Annotated in this window: 22 protein-coding genes and 1 pseudogene; 10 read left to right on the top strand and 13 right to left on the bottom strand. The window is 68.4% G+C overall.

Features of this window, described 5'->3' with window-relative positions; all coding sequences use genetic code 11:
• The first annotated feature begins 651 nt into the window (after nt 1-651).
• Nucleotides 652-1,734, top strand: a complete 1,083-nt coding sequence (locus tag ACWGKS_RS08470) for a DUF4158 domain-containing protein (protein WP_452522184.1) — start codon at nt 652-654, stop codon at nt 1,732-1,734.
• 9 nt (nt 1,735-1,743) lie between these two features.
• Nucleotides 1,744-2,442: pseudogene (locus tag ACWGKS_RS08465) on the top strand (Tn3 family transposase).
• Nucleotides 2,443-2,448: 6 nt separating this feature from the next.
• On the opposite strand, the gene ACWGKS_RS08460 reads toward ACWGKS_RS08465, so the two are convergent.
• The 6 genes from ACWGKS_RS08460 to ACWGKS_RS08435 form a co-directional block, all read right to left on the bottom strand.
• Nucleotides 2,449-2,715 carry a hypothetical protein gene (locus ACWGKS_RS08460; protein WP_358506003.1) on the bottom strand — a complete coding sequence of 89 codons (267 nt, stop codon included), beginning with the start codon at nt 2,713-2,715 and terminating at the stop codon, nt 2,449-2,451.
• A gap of 44 nt (nt 2,716-2,759) precedes the next feature.
• On the bottom strand, nt 2,760-2,921 hold the full coding sequence (locus tag ACWGKS_RS08455; RefSeq protein ID WP_452522182.1) for a hypothetical protein: 162 nt from the start codon (nt 2,919-2,921) through the stop codon (nt 2,760-2,762).
• Nucleotides 2,922-3,058: 137 nt separating this feature from the next.
• On the bottom strand, nt 3,059-4,069 hold the full coding sequence (locus ACWGKS_RS08450) for a hemolysin family protein (RefSeq protein WP_452522181.1): 1,011 nt from the start codon (nt 4,067-4,069) through the stop codon (nt 3,059-3,061).
• The gene (locus ACWGKS_RS08445) at nt 4,066-5,445 is read right to left on the bottom strand and encodes a hemolysin family protein (RefSeq protein WP_358505994.1); all 1,380 of its coding nucleotides are present in this window, start codon (nt 5,443-5,445) and stop codon (nt 4,066-4,068) included. Before ACWGKS_RS08445 ends, ACWGKS_RS08450 begins: the two co-directional genes overlap by 4 nt.
• Before the next feature lie 251 nt (nt 5,446-5,696).
• Nucleotides 5,697-6,257 carry a TrmH family RNA methyltransferase gene (locus ACWGKS_RS08440; RefSeq protein ID WP_452456766.1) on the bottom strand — a complete coding sequence of 187 codons (561 nt, stop codon included), beginning with the start codon at nt 6,255-6,257 and terminating at the stop codon, nt 5,697-5,699.
• A 126-nt stretch (nt 6,258-6,383) separates the two neighbouring features.
• Nucleotides 6,384-7,043: a class I SAM-dependent methyltransferase gene (locus ACWGKS_RS08435; RefSeq protein ID WP_452522178.1), complete on the bottom strand. Its 660-nt coding sequence runs from the start codon at nt 7,041-7,043 to the stop codon at nt 6,384-6,386.
• 208 nt (nt 7,044-7,251) lie between these two features.
• On the opposite strand from ACWGKS_RS08435, the gene ACWGKS_RS08430 reads away from it, so the two are divergent.
• Both ACWGKS_RS08430 and ACWGKS_RS08425 read left to right on the top strand, forming a co-directional pair.
• On the top strand, nt 7,252-7,530 hold the full coding sequence (locus tag ACWGKS_RS08430; RefSeq protein WP_452456767.1) for a DUF1876 domain-containing protein: 279 nt from the start codon (nt 7,252-7,254) through the stop codon (nt 7,528-7,530).
• 219 nt (nt 7,531-7,749) lie between these two features.
• Nucleotides 7,750-9,015, top strand: a complete 1,266-nt coding sequence (locus ACWGKS_RS08425) for an APC family permease (RefSeq protein ID WP_358505985.1) — start codon at nt 7,750-7,752, stop codon at nt 9,013-9,015.
• Between the two features lie 53 nt (nt 9,016-9,068).
• On the opposite strand, the gene ACWGKS_RS08420 is transcribed toward ACWGKS_RS08425, so the two are convergent.
• From ACWGKS_RS08420 to ACWGKS_RS08400, 5 genes are all read right to left on the bottom strand, one after another.
• A complete protein-coding gene (locus tag ACWGKS_RS08420) occupies nt 9,069-9,845 on the bottom strand; it encodes an NUDIX hydrolase (protein WP_358505982.1) in 777 nt (258 codons plus the stop codon).
• Nucleotides 9,845-10,570, bottom strand: coding sequence for an HAD family hydrolase (locus ACWGKS_RS08415; RefSeq protein WP_358505979.1), 726 nt, complete (start codon nt 10,568-10,570; stop codon nt 9,845-9,847). The genes ACWGKS_RS08420 and ACWGKS_RS08415 overlap by 1 nt, the downstream gene beginning before the upstream one ends.
• A gap of 128 nt (nt 10,571-10,698) precedes the next feature.
• Entirely contained in the window at nt 10,699-11,646 is a 948-nt protein-coding gene (locus ACWGKS_RS08410) for a VWA domain-containing protein (protein ID WP_358505976.1), read from the bottom strand.
• Between the two features lie 69 nt (nt 11,647-11,715).
• Nucleotides 11,716-12,684, bottom strand: coding sequence for a DUF58 domain-containing protein (locus tag ACWGKS_RS08405; protein WP_358505973.1), 969 nt, complete (start codon nt 12,682-12,684; stop codon nt 11,716-11,718).
• Between the two features lie 13 nt (nt 12,685-12,697).
• Nucleotides 12,698-13,762: an AAA family ATPase gene (locus ACWGKS_RS08400; protein WP_358505970.1), complete on the bottom strand. Its 1,065-nt coding sequence runs from the start codon at nt 13,760-13,762 to the stop codon at nt 12,698-12,700.
• Nucleotides 13,763-13,934: 172 nt separating this feature from the next.
• Between ACWGKS_RS08400 and ACWGKS_RS08395 the strand changes: the two genes are divergently transcribed.
• The 5 genes from ACWGKS_RS08395 (at nt 13,935) to ACWGKS_RS08375 (ending at nt 19,863) form a co-directional block, all read left to right on the top strand.
• Nucleotides 13,935-14,639, top strand: coding sequence for a hypothetical protein (locus ACWGKS_RS08395; protein WP_358505967.1), 705 nt, complete (start codon nt 13,935-13,937; stop codon nt 14,637-14,639).
• Between the two features lie 473 nt (nt 14,640-15,112).
• Nucleotides 15,113-15,880 carry a HipA family kinase gene (locus ACWGKS_RS08390; RefSeq protein ID WP_358505964.1) on the top strand — a complete coding sequence of 256 codons (768 nt, stop codon included), beginning with the start codon at nt 15,113-15,115 and terminating at the stop codon, nt 15,878-15,880.
• Nucleotides 15,877-16,323, top strand: coding sequence for a DUF3037 domain-containing protein (locus ACWGKS_RS08385; RefSeq protein ID WP_358505961.1), 447 nt, complete (start codon nt 15,877-15,879; stop codon nt 16,321-16,323). Before ACWGKS_RS08390 ends, ACWGKS_RS08385 begins: the two co-directional genes overlap by 4 nt.
• A 212-nt stretch (nt 16,324-16,535) precedes the next feature.
• Nucleotides 16,536-17,702: a multidrug effflux MFS transporter gene (locus ACWGKS_RS08380; protein ID WP_452522306.1), complete on the top strand. Its 1,167-nt coding sequence runs from the start codon at nt 16,536-16,538 to the stop codon at nt 17,700-17,702.
• 130 nt (nt 17,703-17,832) lie between these two features.
• Nucleotides 17,833-19,863, top strand: a complete 2,031-nt coding sequence (locus ACWGKS_RS08375; RefSeq protein ID WP_358505955.1) for an AMP-binding protein — start codon at nt 17,833-17,835, stop codon at nt 19,861-19,863.
• A gap of 76 nt (nt 19,864-19,939) precedes the next feature.
• Here the strand turns inward: ACWGKS_RS08375 and ACWGKS_RS08370 are convergent, their stop codons facing one another.
• On the bottom strand, nt 19,940-20,599 hold the full coding sequence (locus ACWGKS_RS08370) for a response regulator transcription factor (protein WP_358505952.1): 660 nt from the start codon (nt 20,597-20,599) through the stop codon (nt 19,940-19,942).
• The gene (locus ACWGKS_RS08365; RefSeq protein ID WP_358505949.1) at nt 20,548-21,816 is read right to left on the bottom strand and encodes a sensor histidine kinase; all 1,269 of its coding nucleotides are present in this window, start codon (nt 21,814-21,816) and stop codon (nt 20,548-20,550) included. The genes ACWGKS_RS08370 and ACWGKS_RS08365 overlap by 52 nt, the downstream gene beginning before the upstream one ends.
• Nucleotides 21,817-22,042: 226 nt before the next feature.
• Here ACWGKS_RS08365 and ACWGKS_RS08360 point away from each other — a divergent pair, with 226 nt between their 5' ends.
• Nucleotides 22,043-22,486 (top strand): SMI1/KNR4 family protein, encoded by a 444-nt coding sequence (locus ACWGKS_RS08360; RefSeq protein WP_067603760.1) that lies wholly within the window; start codon nt 22,043-22,045, stop codon nt 22,484-22,486.
• Nucleotides 22,487-22,569 lie beyond the last annotated feature (83 nt).

The following is a 22,569-nucleotide window of genomic DNA, read 5'->3' as shown; positions in this document are numbered from 1 at the left end:
TGGTTCTGCTCGTCCCCAGCCTCGCTGACTCCGGAGGCACCCTCCATTGGTTGGGCTTCGCGGCTTTGGGGCTGATCGTTGTCGGGTGCATGTTCGTCTTGAGACGTGTCCGGCCCGATCGTGTAGACGCACGGTAAGACGTCTGTGACATGAAGGTGAAAACGCCCCGCTCTCCTCTGGGAGCGGGACATGTTGGGGGTGCGGACCGGATATGGGAGAAAGCGGTAACAGAATATCGTTTCCGCAGGTAGGCCCGCGATTCCTGGAGCTACGGCGAGCCGCGAAATCTCGTCGCTAACGATCACCTAGCGGGCAAGGTGCTCAGCTCCGCCTCCGAACAGAGGCGGAGCTGAGCTACGTGTTCAAGGCCTGACCGAAGCCATCGCCACCAGCACCTCGTGGTCGGTGCTGTCATGGACGGGTTGGAAGGCCACAGTCGAGCTACCGTCGCTCTGGCCGCACTCGAACGGCAGCGTGTTGAAGCAGCCCTATAGAGGGCTGCGACAGCGCAGGGTGAGCGGATAACCGCCCCCATATCCGAGCTTTTGTGCCGAATCGGCCTCCTGATCGGCTTGCCCCTGGGACAATCCCCGTGCCGAGCCCGCCCACCGCCCCAGGGCGGTGGGCGGGCTCCATGGAAGGCATCCCCTCATGCCGGTCAACTTCCTCACCGCCGCCCAGCGCGAGCGCTACAGCCGCTTCAACACCGTCCCCGACGAGTCACAACTGGGCGCCTTCTTCCACCTGGACGCCGACGCGCGCCGCCTGGCGATGAGCGCCTACGGGCCGCGCAACCAGCTCGGCCTGGCCCTGCAACTGACCACCGTGCGCTTTTTGGGCACGTTCCTGGATGACCCCACCGAGGTGCCCACCGCCGTCGTCGACTTCATCGCCGAACAACTCGGCCTGACCGCCGACGACCTCAAGGGGTACGGGGAGAAGAAAGGCCGCTGGGACCACCAGAAGCTGATCCGCGAACGCTACGGCTACACCCTCTTCGGCCCCCACCAGTGGCTGTTGCTGGGCATCTGGGCCTACCGGCGCTCCTGGTCGGGCAACGAGCGCCCCAGCGTGCTGTTCGACCTGGCCACCAACCGCCTGGTCGAGGCCAAGATCCTGCTTCCCGGCGTGACCACCCTGGAACGGCTCATCGCCGGTGTGCGCGAGCGCGTGGCCCTGCGCCAGTTCAAACTCCTGTCCTCGGCCCCCACACCCGAGCAGCGCACAACCCTTCAGGCCCTGGTCAACGTGGCCGAAGGAGGGCGCGTCTCCCAACTGGACCGCTACCGCAAGAGCCCCACCGACATCAGCGGCAAGGGCGTCGTCAAAGCCCTGGACCGCTACGCCGCCATCCGCTCCCTGGGCGCCTCCGCCTGGAACCTGTCCTCGGTTCCACCGGGACGGATTGTGGCCCTGGCACGCTTCGCCAAGGCCGCCCGCGCCCAAGCCGTCGCCCAACTCGCCGACGGCCTTGCGGCCAACCCCTCGGTGCGCATCGAAGATCGCGAGGGTCGTGACCACCTCGTGTTGTCCGGCCTGGACGCCTTGGACGAGCCCGCCTCACTGTCCGCGCTGCGCGCCGATGTGGCCGCCCGCGTTCCCGTTGTGGACTTCCCCGAGGTGCTGTTGGAGGTCCACTCCTGGACCGGGTGCCTTGACCGGTTCACCCACGTGGGCGGCCAGACACCCTCTCGCAAGGAGGACATGATCACCTCCATCGCCGCCGTGCTGTGAGCCCAGGCCATGAACGTCGGCATGCGCCCGATGGTCTCCGAGGCCAGCGAGGCCCTGTCCCTGGACCGGCTGTTTTGGACCGAGCAGAACTACATCCGCGAGGCCACCCTCACCCCGGCCAACGCCGACCTGGTCGACTACCACTCACGTCTGGACATCGTGGCCGTCTGGGGCGGCGGCGAGCCGGCCTCCGCCGACGGGCTGCGCTTCGTCGTCCCGGTCAAGACCAGCGAACTGTTCCGCTACCTGGCCGGAGGCGGCACCCCCACCCCGATCGGCCGGGCCCTGATGGAGCTGGGACGCCTGGACCGATCGATCTACCTGGCCTCTTACTTCGACGATGAACTCCTCTGAAGCCGGGTCAACACCCAGCTCAACCGTCAAGAATCCCGCCACACCCCGGCCCGCAAGATCTTCCACGGCAAAAAGGGTGAGCTGCGCCAGCGCTACCGAGAGGGCATGGAGGACCAGCTCGGTGCGCTCGGCTTCGTGGTCAACGTCGTCATCTTGTGGAACACCGTCTACACCGCCCGCGCCATCGAGCAGATCCGAGCCGAGGGCACCCGGGTGCACGCCGCCGACATCGCTCGCCTGAGCCCTTTGGGCAGCGAGCACCTGAACATGCTGGGCCGCTACAGCTTCAAGCTCGCCCCTGAGATCGGTGCCGGGCAGCCGCGTCCCCTACGCGCGCCTCGCTCCGGCCAGTAGGGCCCCTCATCCCGCGGTGCCCTCGTCTGCTGCGGCGAGGGTGCGCCGTACCTGCTCGTGGGAGACGGACGAGAACGCCGCGATCCGGCGCAGCCCCCACCCCTCGGATCGGGCGTCGCTCATCGCGGACACGGCCGCCTGGCCGAGGGTCTCGTCCAGGGCCGCTCGCAGCTCGGCGAGCTTGCGTAGCCGCACTGCCGGGGCCAGGTCTGCGAACTCCGCGCACACCCGTTCCACATCGGCCTTGACGAAGGCCACCGCGTCACCGTCCATCCCGACAGGGTGATGGGTCCCGCTATGGGTGTCAACATCCGTTCCTACTCGCCCCCCATGATCACCGGGCGCGGATGCCCGCTCTCTGGGCCCATCACGATGATCCGCTCCAGCGCTGTGACCAGGGTCGACATCACCACCCACGGGGCGCCGTCCAGGGCGTCGGTCACGAGTACGCGCGTCTGCTTCAACGAGCGGCCGGCCACGAGCACACCTGGAAGGCGGAGGACGTTTCCTTCCGGAGCCGAGGGACCGGGTTCCCACGCCCAACGGACCAATGAAACGGGGAGGGCCCAAGAGCCCTCCCCGTGGTTCCCGTCCGCGCCGCGTCGCGGCGCCGACGTCAGGCGGCGGTGTCCAGCAGCAACAACCGCTCCAGGATGTCCTGCAGGGTCACCAGCCCCACCAGGCCGTCCTCGTTCTCGACCAGGGCCAGGTGGTTGCGGCTCTCCCGCATGATGCCCATGGCCGCGTACATGGGTGTGGTCGGATCCAGGGTCAGGACCGGACGCATCAGGTCCTCGGCGGTGGTGTCGGCCGCGCCGGTCAGGGCCTCGCGTACGTGCACGACCCCTACGGGCTGCTCGTCCTCCATCACGACCAGACGCAGGTGCGTGGTCTGTCGGGAGACGCGCTTGATCTCCTCCACACCGGCGTCGGGTCCCACCCAGGCCATGTCCTCGCGCGGGGTGATGTGCTCGCTGATGGGCTGGGAGTTGACCTCCAAGGCGGTGGCCAGCTGGTCACGGCGCTCGGAGTCCAGGGCACCGGCCTTGGCCGAGTGCTCGACCAGCTCGCGCACGTCCTCGGGGTTGTGCCCGCTGGCCATCTCGTCCACGGCCTCCACACCGAAACGGCGCAGCACGGCGTTGGCCATGGAGTTGAGCATGACGATGATCGGGCGGGTCAGCCACATGAACGCCCGCATGGGGATGGCCAACATGGTGGCGGACTTCTCCGGGTGGGAGATCGCCCAGGACTTGGGCGCCATCTCACCCACGATCAGGTGCAGGAACGTCACGATGATCAGGGAGAAGACGAAGGAGAGCACGTACCCCACCGATCCTGGCAGGGAACCGAAGAGCGGCTCCAGCAGGTGGTGGAAGGCAGGCTTGGAGATGGCACCCAGGGCCAGGGTGGCCAGGGTGATGCCCAGCTGTGAGCCGGCCAACAGCAGCGACAGGTCGCGGGCGCTCTTGAGAGCGGCCCGGGCCGAGGCGCTGGTGTGCGCGGCCTCCTCCAACCGGTAGCGGCGAGCCGCCACCAGGGCGAACTCGATCGCCACGAAGAACGCGCTCAACGCGATGAAGACCACGGTCAGCGCCATCGCCAACCACACGTTCATCTCACTCATGCCCGCACCTCCTGTGCGTCCTCGCCCTGGACCTCACGCAACCTGACCTCGATGCTGTGGGGCACGTGCCGTTGGACGGCGTGGACGATCATGGCCAACGCCATGTCGGGATCGTCGTCATGGGCACTGGAGGGTCGGGGCAGCGGCAGGTCGACACGGTCGCCGGCCTTGGGCAGCCGGTGCAGCTCGTGGATGACCAGACCACCCAGGGTCTCGTAGTCGCCATCGGGCAGGTCGTGGCCGATGAGCCGCTCGACCTCGTCGATGTGCAGCCCACCGGGGACCAGGTAGCCGTTGTCCCCGCCCAACCGGGCGGGCGACTCCTCCTCGGGGGTGTGTTCGTCGGCGATCTCGCCGACGAGCTCCTCGGCCAGGTCCTCCGTGGTGATGACGCCGGCCAGACCGCCGTACTCGTCGACCACGCAGGCGAACTCCTCGTCGACCTCGCGCAGTTGGCCGAGCACCCCGGGCAGGGGCAGGGACGCCGGGACCATCACTGTGGGCCTGGCGATCTCGCTGACGCGCACGCCCGCCAGGTCACGGTCGCCCAGGGCGAGCACGTCGCGCAGGCAGATGACACCGACGATGTCGTCCACTCCCTGTCCCAGGACGGGGAAGCGCGAGTGTCCGGAGGACATGTGCTCCACGACCAGGCTGACCGGGTCGTTCTCCTCCACCGTGGTGACCTCCGGGCGGGGGATCATCGCGTGCTCGGCGGTCTGGTCGTGGAAGTCCAGGGTGCGGTCCAACAGGGTGGACACCTCGGCGGGCAGGTCCCCGCTCTCCCTGGACTCGGCGATGATGCGTTCCAGGTCGCGCGGGGTGGCCGCGTGCTGGACGTCCTCGACCGGCGTGATACCGACCGCCTTGAGCAGCAGGTTGGAGGCCTGGTCGAACAACCAGATGACGGGCCCGAAGACCTTGAGGTAGATACCGGTGGACAGCGCCAACCAGCGGGCCACGGGCTCGGGACGGGCGATGGCCAGGTTCTTGGCGAACAGTTCACCGAAGACCATCTGCACGACGGTGGAGAAGATCAGGGCCAGGGCGGTGCCGATGGCCAGACCGGTGCCGTTCGGCACGCCGGCTTCACCGAGCAGTTCTCCGACCCCGGTACCGATCATCGGTTCGGCCACGTAACCGACCAACAGAGTGGTCACCGTGATGCCCAACTGGGCGCCGGAGAGCATGAACGAGGTGCGATTGGTGATCGCCAGGGCCCGTTTGGCCCCATTGTCACCGGCCGAGGCCCGCGCCTTCAGGCGTGAGCGATCCACGGCCATGTAGCCGAATTCCTGGGCGACGAAGTATCCGGTCGCCACGGTGATCAAGAAGACCACCAGCGCGCCGAAGGCGATACTGAGGACGGTGCTCATCGGGCACACACCGCCTGGGTCCGTCTAAGGGCCGAGTTCTTTCGAAGGTGTGCGCCCCGCCAAGAAGGGGGCTCGTCTGTGTCAGAGTCACAGCATCCACGGGGGATGCTGCTGGTACTTCGGGACGAATCCACTGTTCCTCTCTCTGCGCCGTAGCGCCTCGGATGATGTGATTGTTGTGGAACATGGGGTCGAAGAGGATACGTTCGGGGGCGGTGAAAGATTCCCGCCCCCGGTGACGATTCTTCGATTCAGGAACCGATGGGGGCGTCGGCCTCGTCGCCGAAGCCGGCCCACTCCCTGCGACGGGCCTCGGTCAGGGCGATCGCGGTGGCCACGGCCACGTTGAGCGAGCCGACCCGACCGATCTGGGGAATGTAGGTGATGGCGTCTGCGCCGTTGAGCAGCGCGGGGGAGCACCCGTGGTCCTCGGCGCCCACGGCCAGACACACGTCGGGCTCAAGGGGCGCGGCGTGCAGGGGGACGGCGCCCTTGGCCAGTTCCAGGGCCACGACCTTGTAGCCGTCGGCGCGGGCGGCCGCCAGGGCCTCCGCGGTGGTGGCCAGGCGCTCGTGGGGGACCTTGGCCCCGGTGCCCAGGGCGGTCTTGCCGACCTTGGGGTCATCGGGGTCGGCGCTGTTGCCGGTGAGCCAGAGCCGGTCCACGCCCAGGGTGGCGCAGGTGCGCAGGATCGAACCCAGGTTGAAGGGTTGGGTGACCGACTCGACCATCAGGGACAGGCGTCCTTCGGTGCGCCTGCGCCACTGACGGTTCAGGCGTTTGACGTCCGTGGGACGCAACTGCGTGCTCAACTGCGGTGTGTTCCTCGTCGATGGGGGCCGGGTGGTCCGGCGCCGGTCGCCCAAGCGTACCGTTCCGTGCGCCGACCTGCACGTGGGGGATCGGGCATGGCGTCCGAAAAGGGGATTTTCCCGGGTTCAGATGGTGGGTGCGGGGTGCACGGTCAGGACCCGGAAGCCGGCGCGGGAGGTGAGCCGCTCGGTGGGGTGGCCCTGGGACTCCAACCACTTCTGCAGGGAGTCCGACCCCAGGTGGCGCTGGACGACCAGGTGGGCGACCCCGCCGGGGGCCAGGCGGGATAGCCAGGTGAGCAGCAGACCGTGCAGGACGTCCTTGCCCACACGGATGGGCGGGTTGGACCAGATGACGTCGAAGGGGCCCTGAAGGTCGCCGGCCCCGGGCGGGGTGTCGGTGCCCTTCCCCTGTTCCAGGGCCAGGCCGCCCTCGGGGGTGACCACGGCGAAGCGCGTGTGGTCCATCCCGTGTTCGGCGGCGTTGCGGCGGGCCAGGGACACCGCGCGGGAGTTGACGTCCACGCCCAGGACTCGGGCGTTGGGCGCCCGGTGGGCCAGGGTCAGGGCGATGGGACCGTAGCCGCAGCCCACGTCGAGCAGGTCGCCCTCGGGAGGTGGTGCGGGAACGCTCTCCAACAGGACCCGGGTACCCAGGTCGACCTTGTCGGGGGAGAAGACGCCGCGGTCGGTGTGCAGACGCAGGTGCACGTCGGGCAGGACCAGGTCGGCCGTGGAGGGCCGGCTGGCGGCGTCGGGATCGGAGTCGAAGTAGTGCTGGGCCACGCCGTGACGTTATCAGGGGAAGGGTGATGGTCCGGTGGCCAAAAACCTCGCCAACGGGCGGGAACGAAAGGGTCAACCCCCGACGGGGTCGCGGATCCGGGCGCGATGATGGGAGTAGGCGAGGTTCGTGGGGGACCCCGCCGGGCCCTGGTCGGCTCAGGGCCCGACGCGAACATCGAACACTCACCGCACGCGAGGGGAGATCGCCATGCAGACGACGAAGCGGTGGAACGTCGACGTGGTCGTGGCCGAGGAGAGCGAGGGGGAGATGGCTCGTACCTGGGCCGAGGTGGGGTTGGAGGCCGAGGACGGTACCGCGTTGCGCGGCCACGGCATGGCCCGCAAGCACCCTTGGGACCTGGACATGCCCGAGATCGGCGAGGAGTTGGCGGTCTCGCGCGCCCTGTCGGACCTGTCCCGACAGCTGCGACAGGTGGCCGCCGAGGACATCAACGACAACACCGGTTCGCCCTGGCGACCCACGTGAGCAGGCCCCATCGGTCGGCGCCGGTAGCGGCCGACCGGCGGGGGACGGTGTGAGCAGGCCCTCGGCGTGTGCCGGGGGCCTCATCCTGTGTCCGCCCCGGTTCCGGAGCGTGCCCCTCCCCGATCCGGAACGGTCGAAGGTCCGGAGCGTGCCTGGGCCCAAGGGTCGGTCACATCGTGCACACTCGGAAAGTCGGATCAGTCGACCAAGGAGAGCTCGTTGGCCACCTCTTCCGGACCGCAGGCCGGACCGGCCCGGGTATTGAGCACCATCGACGCGGCCGCCATCGGCGTCGCGGCGATGCTCGGTGCCGGGGTTTTCGCGGTCTTCGCACCGGCGGCACTGGGCGCCGGCGCCTGGCTTCCGGTCGCCATCGTCATCGCCGGGGCGGTCGCCTACTGCAACGCCATCTCCTCGGCCCGGTTGGCCGCCCGCCACCCCGAGAACGGCGGCACCTATGTGTACGGGCGCGAACGCCTCGGTGAAATGTGGGGGTACCTGGCCGGTTGGTCCTTCGTGGTCGGCAAGGTCGCCTCCTGCGCGGCGATGGCGTTGACGTTGGGCGCCTACGTGCTGCCCGGGTGGGAGAAACCCCTGGCGGTGGCCGTGGTGGTGGCGTTGGCCGCGCTGAACCTCCAAGGGGTGCGGCGTTCGACGGTGGTGGTCAAGACCCTGGTGGTCCTGGTGCTGGCGGTGCTCGTCGCGGTGTTCGTGGCGATGGTGCTCAGCGGACGCTTCGCCGCGGTCGCCGAGGTCGACGGCATGGGCCCTTGGCCCGGATCCTTCGGCGTTCTGGGCTCGGCCGGGATGATCTTCTTCGCGTTCGCGGGATATGCGCGCATCACCACGCTCGGCGGGGAGGTGCGCGATCCGCGCACCACCATCCCGCGGGCCGTCACCTTGGCGCTGGGCGGGGTGTCGGTACTGTACCTGGCCATCGGCACGGGGCTGCTGATCGTGCTGGGGCGCGAGCGTTTGACCACCTCGACCGCGCCGATGGTGGACGCGGTCCGGGTGGCCGGGTTCCCGATGCTGGCGCCGTTCGTGGTGGCCGGCGCGGTGCTGGCGTGCACCGGGGCCTTGCTGTCGTTGCTGTTGGGGGTCTCGCGCACCGTGGCGGCCATGGCCTCGGACGGTCACCTGCCCCGCTCGTTGGGGGTGTCCCACACCCGACTCGGGGTCCCCTACCGCGCGGAGATCGCCGTGGCGGTGGTCGTGGTCGTCCTGGTGATGGTGGCCGACCTGGCCGGGGCGATCGCCTTCTCGGCCTTCGGTGTGCTGGTCTACTACGCCATCGCCAACGCCTCGGCGCTGAGGTTGGGCCCGCACGAGGACCGGCCGCCGTTGATCGCCCCTGTTGGCGGTCTGGCGGGGTGTGTGGTGCTGGCCACCAGCCTGCCGCTTCCGGTGGTGGCCCTGGGCATGGCGGTGCTGGGCGCGGGCGCCGGTGTGTGGTGGTTGCTCCACCGGACGCCCTCCTCCTGAAGAGCGTCCGGTGAGCGGGCCGGCGGGGCGAGCCCCGTTGGATCCGCCGTGGGTCAGTGGCCCGGTCGGGAGACCAGGAGGCCCATCCCGATCCGGGCGGTGGTGGACAGGCGCAGGCCGGGGAGTTCCTCGGGGGTGAACCAAGCGCAGTCGCAGGTGGAGCCGTTCTCCTCGGTGACGTGGGCCCGGGTCGGCGCGCCCACGTGCACGTGGGAGAAGACCCAGACCGCGTAGATGTGCAGGGCCGCGGCGGGTGGCCTGCGGTGGTGGGCGGAGACCGAGATGAGTTCGCCGACCACCCCGTGTTGTCCGGTCTCCTCCAGCACCTCGCGGCGCAGCGCCGCGCGCACGTCCTCACCGGGGTCCACGCCGCCGCCGGGCAGGTGCCAGGTACCGGCGCCGGGGAAGCCCTCGGCGATCTTGCTGAGCAGGATGCGCCCGGCCGGGTCGGTGACGAGGCCGTAGGAGGCGAATCGGCGCAGCCGGGGCAGGTCCTTCGGCCCGGGGCCGGGTTCGTCCTCGGCCAGTTCGGGCGCGGTGGGAGTCAGACCCTGGACGGGCACCACCGAGGGCCAGGCCGAGCGCAGCTCGGGCCTGGTGTAGACGATGCGGTCCACGTGCAGGGCCCGGCTGCGCGAGAGGCTGACGGTCTCGGTGACCACGTCCAGGGCCACCAAGGGGACGTCGGCGGCCAATCCGCCCAGTTCGCGGGCGAGCTCCTCGGGATCTTGACCGAAGAGCACGCGCGCGCCCCGAAGCTCCGGGCCGTGGGGCCCGGAGGTGATCAGGTGCACGGTGACCCGACGGGCCAACACCTCGTCGGAGATCATCAGATGCCACCGGCGGGAGCGGCCAGTCCGAGCATGCGCGGCAGGCTGTCCAGGTCGGTGATGGTGGTCAGACCCTCGAAGGGCGGGCGCCCGGTGCGGTCGATGATGACCGGGTGCATGCGCGCGGCGGTGGCGCCCACGGCGTCGGCCTGGATCTGGTCGCCCACGTGCCAGCAGGCGGAGGGGTCCACGCCCAGTCGCTGGGCGGCGAAGTGGAAGATGCGCGGGTCGGGCTTTCCCGTCCCGGCGGTGTCGGCGCACACCACGGTGTGGAAGTAGCCGGTCAGCTCCAAGGCCTGGAGCTTGGCGTGCTGGATGGCCTCGACGCCGTTGGTGACCACGGCCAGTCGGTAGCCGGCCCGGCCCAGCGCGGCCAGAGTGGTGTGGGTGTCGGGGTAGACCTGCCAGGCGGAGCGGTGGGCGTCCAGGTAGAGACGGTAGAGCTCGTCGCAGTGCTGGTCGGCGATGTCGTTGTGGCCGGCCTGGACCGCCAGGGCGCGGATGCGTTGGCGTCGCTGTTCGTCCAGGGACAGGTGACCGCGCAGGTAGGCACCGAAGGAGATCTCGGTCTGGGTGTCCCACAGGGCGCGGGCGGAGCCGAAGTGGGAGTGTCCGAGCCGCTCCATGACCGCGCGCAGTCCGGTGGAGGATGCGGCGACGTCGTCGATGAGGGTGTCGTCCAGATCGAAACAGAGCGCGGTCGGGGGTGCGGGTGTGTTCGGCATCGTTCCTCGTTGTGGCTGGGCATGGCAAACATGCCAACGCTAACCGGTTACATCAGAGGAATTGGTGTAAAGCCCACCTAAAGGGATGTGACCAAAGTCACCATCTCTTCGGGTGGGTCTCGGACCGATCAGGGAAGGCGCTGGAACCACAGCAGGGACGTCAAAGCGGTGGCCATCGACAACAGGAGCGCGACCATGACGAAGCGCGTGACGATCTCCTCATGGACGTACTCGGTGCCCAACGAGGAACCGATGTCCTCGTAGACCTCGTCCAGTTCGGTTTCGCTCTCGGCCTCGTAGAAGTGACCGTCGGTGTCCTGGGCCAGACCCCGAAGGGCCTCCTTGTCGATGTCGGCCGGCACCTGGTAGCCGTCGATCTCGATCATCGCCGCGCCACTGCCGAAGGCGATCGTGGAGACGGGGACCTCCTGCTCGGCGGCGGCCGCGGAGGCCTGGGCGATGTCGCGGCCACTGGTGTTCTCACCGTCGGAGAGCAGCACGATGGCCGAGGGCGGAGGATCCTCCTCGGCGTCCTCGTCGAAGCCGCGGATGGCCTCCATCGAGGCGAAGACCCCCTCGCCGATGGCGGTGCCCGGGCCCAGGCGCAACCCCTCGATGGAACCGGTGACCGCGGAGTGGTCCTGGGTGGGCGGGGAGACCACGGTGGCGGTGGAGGAGAAGGAGACCAACCCGACGTTGAACCGGTCGGGCAGGGTCTCCACGAACCCGCGCGCCGACTCCTTGGCCGCGTACAGCCGGTCGGGTTCGATGTCGGTGGCGGCCATGGACAGCGACACGTCCACCGCCACGATGATCGTGGCCCGCTCACGCGGGGCCTCCACCGGCATCGCCGGGACCGCCATGGCCGCGATCAGGACCGCGACCGTCATGGCGAACAGGCCGGCCGGGACGTGTCGACGGACGTCGGGCCGGTGTGGGGCGACCTGGTCGAGCAGTTCCAGGTTGGTGAAGCGCAGCGTGTAGTCGCGCCGCTGACGTTGGGCGAACACATAGGCGGCCACCAGCACCACGATGAGCAGCAGCCACCAGAGCCGCTGGGGTTCCAGGAAGGTCATGGTGGCCTCAGTCCCCCGTCAACGTCGGCGGCGTGGGGCCCTCCCACGCCTTGTGCGCGTCGGCGCGCCTCACCGGGGAACCCCCGGGGTGTGGCGGGCCATGTGGTGCGCGGTACGTCGTTGTCCGATGACGAACCGCGCGATGTCCAATACCCAGTCCCGGTCGGTGCGCAACACCAGGTGCTGAACGCCGCAGCGGCGCAGTGCCGCGCGGATGGCCTCGCGTTGGGTCGTGGCGGCCTCACGGTACCGCTCGCGCACCGCCCGGGTCAGACGCACGTCGCGCACCCGACCGGTGGTCGGATCGCGCAAGGTCACGTCACCCACCTCGGGCACGTCCAGTTCACGGGGGTCCAGGACCTCGACCACCAGTACCTGGTGGCGCGCGGACAACTGACGCAGAGGACGTTCCCAGGTGACGGTGCCACCGAAGGCGGGGGTATCCAGGAAGTCGGAGACGACCACGCGCAGGCCGCGCCTGCGCCGGGTGTGCACCAGGTCGCCGACGGCGTCGGCCAGGGTGGCGCTGTCGGGGTCGAGGGCGCGCTGGTCCCCGGTCGGGGCGGCGGCGATGGTGGCCAGCAACGCCAACAGGGCCTCCTTGCCCGAGCGGGCGGGCCAACGGCGCACCCGACCCTGGTGCAGGAAGTGGGCGCCGAAGCGGTCGCCCACCCGTTGGGTCAGCAGGTTGGCGGCCACCAGAGCGCCCACGGCCACCTCGCGTTTGGAGTACATGCCGGTGCCGAAGTCCATGCTCGGGGACATGTCCAACAGGGTCCAGCTCTCCAGTTCACGGTCGGCGACCAGGTCGCGCACGTGAGGGGTGTCGGTCCGGGCGGTGACGGCCCAGTCCATGTGGCGCACGTCGTCCTCGCCGGGCTGGTACAGGCGCGCCTCGGCGGCCTCCGAGCCCGGTCCCAGGCGCAGCCCCAGGTGTTCGCCGTGCAGCAGGCCGTCCAGGCGTTGCACGATGCGCAGGTCCAGGCGGCGCAGGGCGGCCCGGAGCCGGGGGTCGGTGCCGATGGCGGGTGCGTTCACGGTCGGCCTCCCCTCATCGGTGCGAGGTGAAGGACGCGGTCTCGCCGGAGGGCGGTTCGTCCCAGATGACCCGCGGGGCCGGGACGGTGGACAGGATGCGGTCCACGACCTGATCGGTGGTGATGCCGTCGGCCAGGGCGTCGAAGGTCAGCACCAGACGGTGGGCGATGACGTCGCGGGCCAGCACGCGCACGTCGTCGGGCAGCACGTAGTCGCGTCCGCGCAGCAGCGCCAGGGCGCGGGCGGCGGCCACCAACCCCAGGGTGGCGCGTGGGCTGGCGCCCACCTCCAGGGCCTGGCGCAGGTCGGGCATCTGGTGGTTCTCGGGTTCGCGGGTGGCCATGACCAGGCGCACGATGTAGTCGGCGATGAGCTGGTGGACGTGCACGCGTTCGGCGTCGGCCTGGAGCTCGCTCAGGGTGACCGGGTCCAGGACCTGGTGCGCGGTGGGCGGCTCGGAGCTCATCCGCCGCAGGATCTCCATCTCCTCGTGGGCCTTGGGGTGGTACACGTCGACCTTCATCAGGAACCGGTCGCGCTGGGCCTCGGGCAGCGGGTAGACGCCCTCGGACTCCACGGGGTTCTGGGTGGCGATGACGATGAAGGGCGAGGGCAGCGGGTAGGTGGTGCCGCCGATGGAGACCTGGCGTTCGGCCATCACCTCCAGCAGGGCCGACTGGACCTTGGCGGGCGCGCGGTTGATCTCGTCGGCCAGCACGAAGTTGGCGAAGACCGGACCCAGTTCGACGTCGAAGCTCTCGGTGGAGGGGTGGTAGATGCGGGTGCCGACGATGTCGGAGGGCACCAGGTCGGGGGTGAACTGCAGGCGGGAGAACGAACCACCGGTGACCTTGGCCAGGGTGGACACGGCCAGGGTCTTGGCGATGCCGGGTACGCCCTCGATGAGGCAGTGTCCACGGGCGACCAGGGCGATGAGGGAGCGTTCCACCATGCGTTCCTGGCCGACGATGACGGTGGAGACCTCGTGCAGCGCCGCGCGCAGCAGTCGGGTGGGTTCCCCCGGAGCGTTGTCCGGTTTCGGAGCGGAGGAACCGTTCCCGGGTGAGGTTTCTGCCATGTCCCGCCTTCCCAGTACGTCGGTGCCGACCGTGAGGGCACCATGAGGAGTAGGTTTTGGATCACCTGTGGGCGACACTACCTGTTTCCGGGGTCATGGTTCGGTTCCCGGCACGGGTGGTGGCGACGACGGTCGTCGCTCGCGGGGTAGGTCGATGGAAGGGGGTACGTCGATGTCGGTTCCCACGATGGGGCTGCACGAGGGGGACCCGCGCCAACTGGGCGGGTATCGGCTGTCGGGTCGGTTGCGCGAGTCGCGGCTGGGTGTGGTCTACCTGGGCAGGGACAAGAGCGGGCGTCAGGTGAGCGTGGCCATGCTCAACGACGCCGCCGGGATCGACGAACCCACCCGTGAGCGTTTCGCCCGGGAGGTGGACCACAGCGATCAGGTGGTGGCGGCGCGCACCAAGGGTCGGTCGGCCCTGTGGGTGGCCTGTCCCCATGAGGAGGGGGCGCGGGAGGACGCGGGGGCGTTCTTGGAGCGTGCCGGTCGGGGTGGCCCTGTGGTGCGCAGCGGTCCGATGGTGATGCCGCACTGGGCGGGGGAGCGGGGCGTGTCGGCGGTGCGCTGGAGTGCCCTGGCCGGTGCGCGCGACAGCAGGGTGGCCCGTGGTGAGGCCAACTGGTGGCTCATCGGCGCCCTGGGGGCGTTGTTGCTGTTGCTGCTGGTGTTGGTGTTCGCGCTGTACCTGTGGTTGATGCAGTTCCCCCAGCCGGAGCCGCCCCCGCAACCCGAGCAGGAGCAGGCCGAGGAGTCCGAACCCGAGCAGGAGCCCTCACCGGGGGAGGACGCCGAGCCCACCCCGGTGCCGACGCTGCCCGGTCCGGGGCAGGACGGCGAAGAGGAGTGGGGCGAGCAGCCCGAGGACAACCTCTGAGCCGACGGGGAGAGGCGCGGGTGGGGTGGGGGAGTCGACGTGGTCGGGTGCGGGCCTTCCCGGGGAGGGGAGCGCCCGGGCTCCGCGTCCTTCCGGCTCCGAGATCGGCCGAGATCCATCGGAGATGCATGAGATGGTCTCTGTTCCATCAGTATAGATCTACGTCATAAAGGTGGCGGAGCTTTTCTCTAAAAGCATCCCTCGACAAACAAATTCGAGCGGCTACGCCGCCCATCTTTAAGGATTCCGTGTCGGGGAGTGGTTCGGCGTGTCGTGTTCGAGGTGGAATGGTTCTAGAACGTGTTCAGGGGTGGATAGGAGACGTTGCCGTGGCTGTCGGTGGGTGGCGCGGCGAGGGCCGGTCGGCTCGATCCGGTAGTGGGCCGCTGACGCGTTCCTTGTCCGCTGGTTCTGTTCGCGGGCGGCGGTCGGTCGGCTCCGCGGTCCGCGCCGCGCGCGTGATCATCGCAACTATGCTGGCCGGCGTGCTGAAGAAAGTGATCGCGACGCGGTACGTGCTACCGCTCCGCGAAGGAGGTTCGCTCCCCGGTCTGGTCGAGGCCGACGACCTGGGGATGTACGTCGTCAAGTTCATCGGGGCCGGGCAAGGACGCAAGACCCTGGTCGCGGAGGTCGTCACCGGTGAGTTGGGGCGTGCCCTGGGGTTGCCGGTTCCCGAGCTGGCCATGGTGGAGTTCGACGCCGTCATCGGTCGCGGTGAGCCCGACCCCGAGGTCCAGGAGCTGCTCAAGGCCAGTGAGGGATTGAACCTGGGGATGGACTTCCTGCCGGGTTCGTTGGGCTTCGACCCGCTGACCTTCGAGGTCGACCCGGTCTTCGCAGGGCGGGTGATGTGGCTCGACGCCCTGACCGGCAACGTGGACCGTTCCTGGCGCAACCCGAACATGCTGCTGTGGCACGGTGCGCCCTACCTGATCGACCACGGTGCCACGCTGATCTTCCACCATTCCTGGGCCAACGCCGACCGGTTCGTCTCCCGCCCCTACGACGCCTCCGACCACGTGCTGTCGGGTTCCTCCCCGGACCTGGCCGCGGCCGACGACGCGTTCGCGCCGTTGGTGGACGAGGAGCTGCTGCGCGGTGTGGTGGAGCTGGTGCCCGACGTGTGGCTGGAGGAGGAACCCGGGTTCGATACGCCCGAGGCCGTTCGTGAGGCCTACGTTCGCCATCTGATGGCCCGTATGGCCGATCGGTCCTGGCTTCCGGAGGTGGGCTCATGAGCGAGCGCTACAGCGTGGTGACCACCGGGCAGGTGGGCATCGAACGCGATCGGGTGGTGTTCGAGTACGCGCTGCTGCGTGTGGTGCCGTGCCTGGAACGTGGTGAGTGCGTCAACGTCGGGGTGATCCTCTACAGCCAGGAGCGCGCGTTCCTGGCCGCGCGTTGGGACCTGGACGAGGACCGGCTGCGTGCGCTGGATCCGGGTGTGGACGTGGTGGGTGTGCGTCGAGCCCTGGAGGCGGTGGAGCGGATGTGCCGCGGCGGGGAAGAGGCCGGGCAGGCCGCGGGTGTGCGTCCCGGACCACGGTTCCGGTGGCTCACCGCGCCGCGGAGCACGATCGTGCAGGCCGGGCCGGTGCATGGTGGTCTGACGTTGGATCCGGAGAACGAGGTGGAGAGGTTGTTGAACCGCCTGGTGCGGTCGAATATCCCCTCTGGGTAAGGGACATCACAGGTTTCGGTGTGGTCGGGTGGGGAGCGAATCGCGTCCCTTCGGTGTTGCTATGGAGTGGTTCGCACCCTCTGGTGCGCTTCCCGCCTTCCCTTCCCCGTTCCTGAACTGGAGTGCCCGTGCAGACCTCGACCACCCCCACCCCCTCGGAAGAGGCGGCCCGGCCCAAGGTGCGGTCGCGTCGTTCCATCGCGTTGTTGGTGATGGTGTTGGGTGTGCTGACGGCCACGGGCCCGTTGGCGACCGACATGTACCTGCCGGCGTTCCCGCAGATCACCCGGGACCTCGGCACCTCCGAAGCACAGATCGGGTTGACCCTGACGGCGATCATGCTGGGGTTGGCCGCGGGTCAGTTGGTGATCGGGCCGATGAGCGACGCCTGGGGTCGGCGGCGGCCGTTGCTGGTCGGGGTGGCCATGTTTACGGTCACCTCGGTGTTGTGCGTGTTCGTGCCGAACGTGACGGCGTTCATCGTGCTGCGGTTCGCGCAGGGTGTGGCCGGTGCCGCGGGCGCGGTGATCGCGCGTGCGGTGGTGCGCGACATGTTCCAGGGCGATGACGCGGTGCGGTTCTTCTCGCGGCTGGCGCTGGTGATGATGTTGGCGCCGTTGCTGGCTCCGCTGGTGGGTGCGCAGCTGTTGCTGGTGGGGCCCTGGCAGTTGAGTTTTTGGGTGCTGGCGGTGATGGCGGCGCTGAGTTTCGTGTTGGTGTTGTTCTGGCTGCCGGAGTCGTTGCCCGCCTCGGAGCGTCGGGCGCAGGGGCCGCGGGTGTTGGCGGCGACGGTGGGTTCCCTGGTGCGGGATCGGCGGTTCGTGGCGCCGGTGTTGTCGCTGGGGCTGAGCTTCGGGATGTTGTTCACGTACGTGTCGGCGTTCTCGTTCGTGTCGCAGAACGAGTTCGGGGTCTCGCCGCAGACGTACGGGTGGTTGTTCGCGGTGAACGCGTTGGCGTCGATGTTGGGCACGCAGGGCAACGGTTTGTTGGTGGGTCGGGTGGACACCAAGCGTCGGTTGCTGATGGGTCTTGTGTTGGCGTTGGTCGCGGTGCTGGCGTTGTTGGTGTTGGCGTTGACCGGGACGGCCCAGCTGTGGATGGTGTCGTCGCTGTTGGCGGTGATGATGCTCAGTGTCGGGTTCATCATGCCGAACGCGACGGTGTCGGCTCTGGACGGTCAGCCGGTGGCGGTGGCCGGTACGGCTTCGGCGTTGATGGGTTCGTTGCAGTTCGCGTTGGGTGGTGCGATCGCGGCTTTGGCGGGGATGACGCCTTCGGGTGAGGCTTCGTTGGTGAGCATGTCCGTGGTTATGGCGTCTGTGGCGGTGTTGTCGTTGCTTTCGTTCGTGTGGGGTGCGCGGGTAAAGGTGGGATGAGCCGTCGATCGGGGGTTTCTCCTAGGTTGCCGTTCGGTGGAGAAATGGGCACAGTAGGGCTCGATTCCCCGAATGAGGCGGGTGAGAACGGTGTGGCCCGCCTTCCGATGTGGCAGAGGATGAGTTGGTTATGGGCGAGACCCCCGGTTCGTTGGTTCGAGCGCAGTCCGGGTTGGGCGACCACGTCTATGACGTGGCGACTTCTGATGCGCACTCTCAGGTGTTCTCGGTTCTGGTGGAGGAGCACTGGGAGCGTCTGACGGCGGGGGAGTTCGCGACCGAGGTGACGTCGGTGGCCAAGGGTCTGGTGGCCGCCGGGGTGTCCGATGGCGATCGGGTGTTGGTGGTGGCGCCTTCCAATCACGACTGGGTGCGTTTGGCGTACGCGGTGTGGTCGGTGCGCGGGGTGTTGGTGCCGTTGCCGGTGGAGGCCTCGGCGGAGCGGTTGGCGCATGTGGTGCGTCAGGTGCGTCCTGCGGTGGCGGTGGTCGCCGGTGAGCGGGCTCATCGTGTGGTGGTGGGTCTGCAGCGGGAGATGCCGGATCTGGGGCGTGTGTGGCGGTACCAGGAGGACTTGCCGGAGGTGGTGGGTCTGGGTGCGTACATGGACGCGACGGCGGTGCGTTTTCGGCGGGACGAGGTGGTGCCGGAGGATCCGGCGGTGGTGTTGTACCCGGTGAGCACGGAGTCGCGTTCGATGCGTGGTGCGGTGCTCTCGCACGGGGCGTTGTTGTCGTCGGCGGCGGATCTGGTGGATCGGATGTGGCCGCGGTTGTCGGAGTTGGCGGCTGGGCGGGCGAGCGCGGTGATGGATCTGCCGTTGTCGCAGTTGCCGGGGTTGTCGACGATGGTGGCGTGTGTGGTGGGCGGGGTCCGGTTGGGTGTGGTGGAGCCCGGGCGGTTGCGTGCGGAGTTGGCGCGGTTCAAGCCGACGGTGTTGGTGTGCACGTCGAGGGATCTGGAGGGTGTGCACGGGGCGGAGCGGGCTACGGCGCATTCGACGGACTGGGACTCGGTGGGGACGTTCAACGCGGCTATGGACGCCGCGGTGCAGTTCGACCAGGCGAAGAAGAAGGGTGCCTGGGCCCGGTTGTCGCGGTCGATGTACGACTGGTCGTTCTCCAAGATCCGGGATGTGTTGGGCGGTCGGGTGCATCTGGCGGTGTGCTGGGGCGGTGGGTTGACGGAGCGGTTGGACAGTTACTTCGGTGGTGTGGGTGTTCCGGTGATGCAGGTGTACGGCATCGCGGAGACGGGTGGGGTGTTCAGCGCCAACGCGGTGGGCGATCGTGTGCCGGGGACGGTGGGTCGGGTGTTGTCCGATCGTCGTTGGTGGGTTTCGCCCGAGGGTGAGTTGCACCTGCGCGGTGGTGCGGTGTTCTTGGGGTATTGGGCCGATGTGGAGGGGACGCGGGCGGCGTTCCGTGAGGGTTGGTTGGCCACGGGTGTGTTGGCCGATGTGGACGAGGTCGGGTTCGTGAGGGTGCGTGGCCGGGTGCGGGCGCAGGCTTCGTTGGAGCCGGTTCCGGGGCGGTTCGTGCCGGGTCGGGTGGAGGGTGCGCTGGAGCGGCCGGGGATGGAGCCGGAGCGCGCCCTGGGCGTTGCTGAGGAGGCCGTTGAGCCGGTGGCTCCGGTGGAGGAGCCCGGGGGGTTCGAGGAGCCTTGGGTGTCGCAGGCACGTGCGGTGCGGGCCGAGCCGGAACCGGTGAGGTCGGTGGAGTCGGGTGTGGTGGCGCGTGCCGGTGAGGTGGAGGGGGGCTCGGACGCGGAGTTGGTGGCCGGGTTCGAGGAGCGGTTGCGGGCGCATCCGTTGATCAGCCAGGTGTTGGTGATAGTGGAGGGGCGTCCGTTCGCCAGTGCGTTGGTGACGTTGGTGCGTGATCAGTTGGAGTATTGGCGGTTGGTGAACGGGCGGCCGTTGTCGATGGCGCCGGAGGAGATCGCGGGGGATCGTGATCTTCTGCGTGAGGTGCAGGGGTTGGTGTATGAGGCCAATCGGAGTGTGCCGCGGCATTTGGCGGTGCGGTCGTTCCATGTGTTGGCCGAGGAGTTCACGGTGCAGTCGGGGTTGGTGCATCCTTCGGGTGAGTTGCGGCGGGATGCGGTGTTGCGTGCGTTCTCGGAGGAGATCGACGGTTTGTATCGGGTGCGTCGTGATTAGTGGTTGTTGAGTGTGGGTGGTTGCGGCCGCGGTCCCTTGGGGGTCGCGGCCGCTTCGTTGTGTTGGGGGTGGGTGTCTATTGGTGTGGGTCTTGGCCGTTGAGGTAGGCGAGGACGGCCAGGACGCGGCGGCTGTCGTCGGAGGAGGGTGGTAGGTCGAGCTTGGTGAAGATGTTGTTGATGTGTTTGCTGACGGCTTTTTCGGTGATGTAGAGGCGTCCTGCGATGGCGGAGTTGGAGCGTCCTTCGGCCATTTCGGAGAGGACTTCGCGTTCGCGGGGGGTGAGTTGGGCCAGGGGGCCGCTCTGGTCTTGTCGGGCCAGGAGTTGGGAGATGACGGCGGGGTCCATGGCGGTGCCGCCGGAGGAGACGCGGCGGACGGCTTCGATGAACTGGTTGACGTCGAAGACGCGGTCTTTGAGGAGGTAGCCGACGCCTCCGGTGTCGTCGGAGAGGAGTTCGCGGGCGTAGAGCTGTTCGACGTGCTGGGAGAGCACGAGGATGGGCAGGCCGGGGATGTGGGCGCGGGCGGCTATGGCGGCTTGGAGGCCTTCGTCGGTGAAGGTGGGGGGTAGGCGTACGTCGACGACGGCGATGTCGGGTTTGTGTTCGGTGAGGGCCGCTTGGAGGTCGGGGCCGTTGTCGAGGGCGGCGACGACGGTGAATTCGTGGGCTTGGAGGAGCCTTATGAGTCCGTCGCGGAGGAGGGCAAGGTCTTCGGCGATGACAACGCGCACGGGATCTCCAGGGTGATGATGGTCGGTCCGCCTGTGGGGCTGGTGATGTTCATCGTGCCATCGAAGGCGTCGAGTCGGCGTGCGATGCCGTTGAGTCCGCTTTCGGGGGTGGGGGTGGCTCCGCCGTGGCCGTTGTCGGTGACGGTGATGATGAGGCGTTGTCGGCCGTGGTTGATGTGGATCCAGGCGTGGGTGGCGCCTGCGTGTTTGGCGGTGTTGGTGAGGAGTTCGGCGATGGCGAAGTAGGCGGCTGATTCGACGGGGTCGGCGGGGCGGCCGGGGAGGTGGGTGGTGACGGTGATGGGGAGGTGGTGGGTGAGGGCGAGGGCTTGGACGGCGCCGGGGAGTCCGCGTTCGACGAGGACGGGTGGGTGGATGCCGCGGACGAGGTCGCGGAGTTCGGTGAGGGCTTGGCGGGTGGTTTCGCGGGCTTCGGTGAGCATGTCGCGTGCGGCTTGTGGGTTGGTTTCGACGAGGTTTTCGGCCATGCCGAGGTTCATGCCGAGGGCGACGAGGCGGGCTTGGGCGCCGTCGTGGAGGTCGCGTTCGATGCGGCGGATTTCGGAGGCTTGGGTGTCGATGGTGTCGGCGCGGCTGGTGGCGAGGTGGGCGACGCGTGCGGTGAGTCGGGCTTTTTCGGAGGGGGCGAGGATGAGGTGGGAGAGGCGGGTGCAGGCGTTGGTGGTGTGGGGGGTGAGGGTGTGGGCGAGGGTGGCGAGGAGGGTTGCGGGGATGAGGGCGAGGAGGGCTTGGGGTTGGGTGGTGGCGGTGAGGCCGTAGAGGTCGGTTGTGTGGTGCCAGAGGAGGAGGGCGTAGAGGGTTTGGTAGGTGGCGTGGGCGTAGAGGATGGCGGGGATGAGGGCGAGGGCGGTGAGGAGGGGTGAGGCGGTGAGCCAGAGGAGGTCTCGCCAGGTGGCGGGGTCGGTGAGGATGATGCGGACTCGGGTGATGATGCCGGTGGGTGGGAGGGGGCGGTAGGCGGCGGGGACGGGGGTTTGGAGGATTTTGGTGAGGGTGGTGCGTTGGGCGTTGGCGATGGTGCGGAGGGTGAGGGCGGTGAGGATGATGAAGGGGAGGCCGACCCAGAGGAGGGTGAGGAGGGCGGAGGCGAGGACGAGGGGGAGTAGGAGGAGGGCGGCTGTGTTGTGGGAGATGAGGAGGAAGAGGTAGGCCCAGGTGGTGGTGTGGGGTCCGCGGGGTGTGCGGGTGGTGGGCATGGTGGGTGTCTCTTCCTGGGTGGGTGGGTTGTTGGTTTCTATTGTGCGTGGTGGGGGTGGGGTGGGTCGGTGGTGGTGGCTCCTCTGGTTGGTGTGGTGGGTGGTGGGGCTTTGGTGGGTTTTTGTGGCTGGTTGGGGTGTTGGGGGTGGTGGTGTGCGGGGTGGTGTGGTGGATTTTCGGGGCAACTCGCCGGGTGCGATTTCTCGTGTGTTGCCGCGACCTGTGATGATCGTGGGTGTGTGGCGTGAACTGATCTTGGAGATGTATCCGGAGGCCGATCTGAGTGATGCGGCCGATGAGGTGATGCTGGCCGAGGTGGAGAAGCATTTGATGCTGCCTTTGCCGTTCGAGTTGGCGTCGTTGTTGCGTGAGACGGATGGGGTGGTGAACGAGTACGGGGATGAGGTGGTGTGGGGTGCGCGTCGGTTGGTGGAGGACAATCTGGCGATGCGTGGGGAGCCGGATTATCTGGAGTTGTACGCGCCGTTCGATGAGATGATCTTCTTCGGTGATTCGGATATGGGTCCGCAGTTCGCGTATGTGCATACGGACTATGGGCCGGGGATCGTGGTGTGGGATCATGAGAGTGATCGGCGTCGGTTGGTGGTGGTGTCGTTGCGGGACTATCTGGCGCGGTGTTTCATTCAGGGCAATGCGTGGTTCCGGTAGTGGTGGGTGGTTGTGGGTGGCGGGGGTGACCTGCCGGTTCGTGCTATTTTTTCGGGTGTGGCGGTGTTTGTACCGTCTGTTGT

It is taken from the genome of Nocardiopsis sp. NPDC055879 (genome assembly GCF_053615935.1).
Note: the sequence above shows the minus strand (reverse complement) of the source record. Positions and strands in the feature narration are given on the sequence as shown.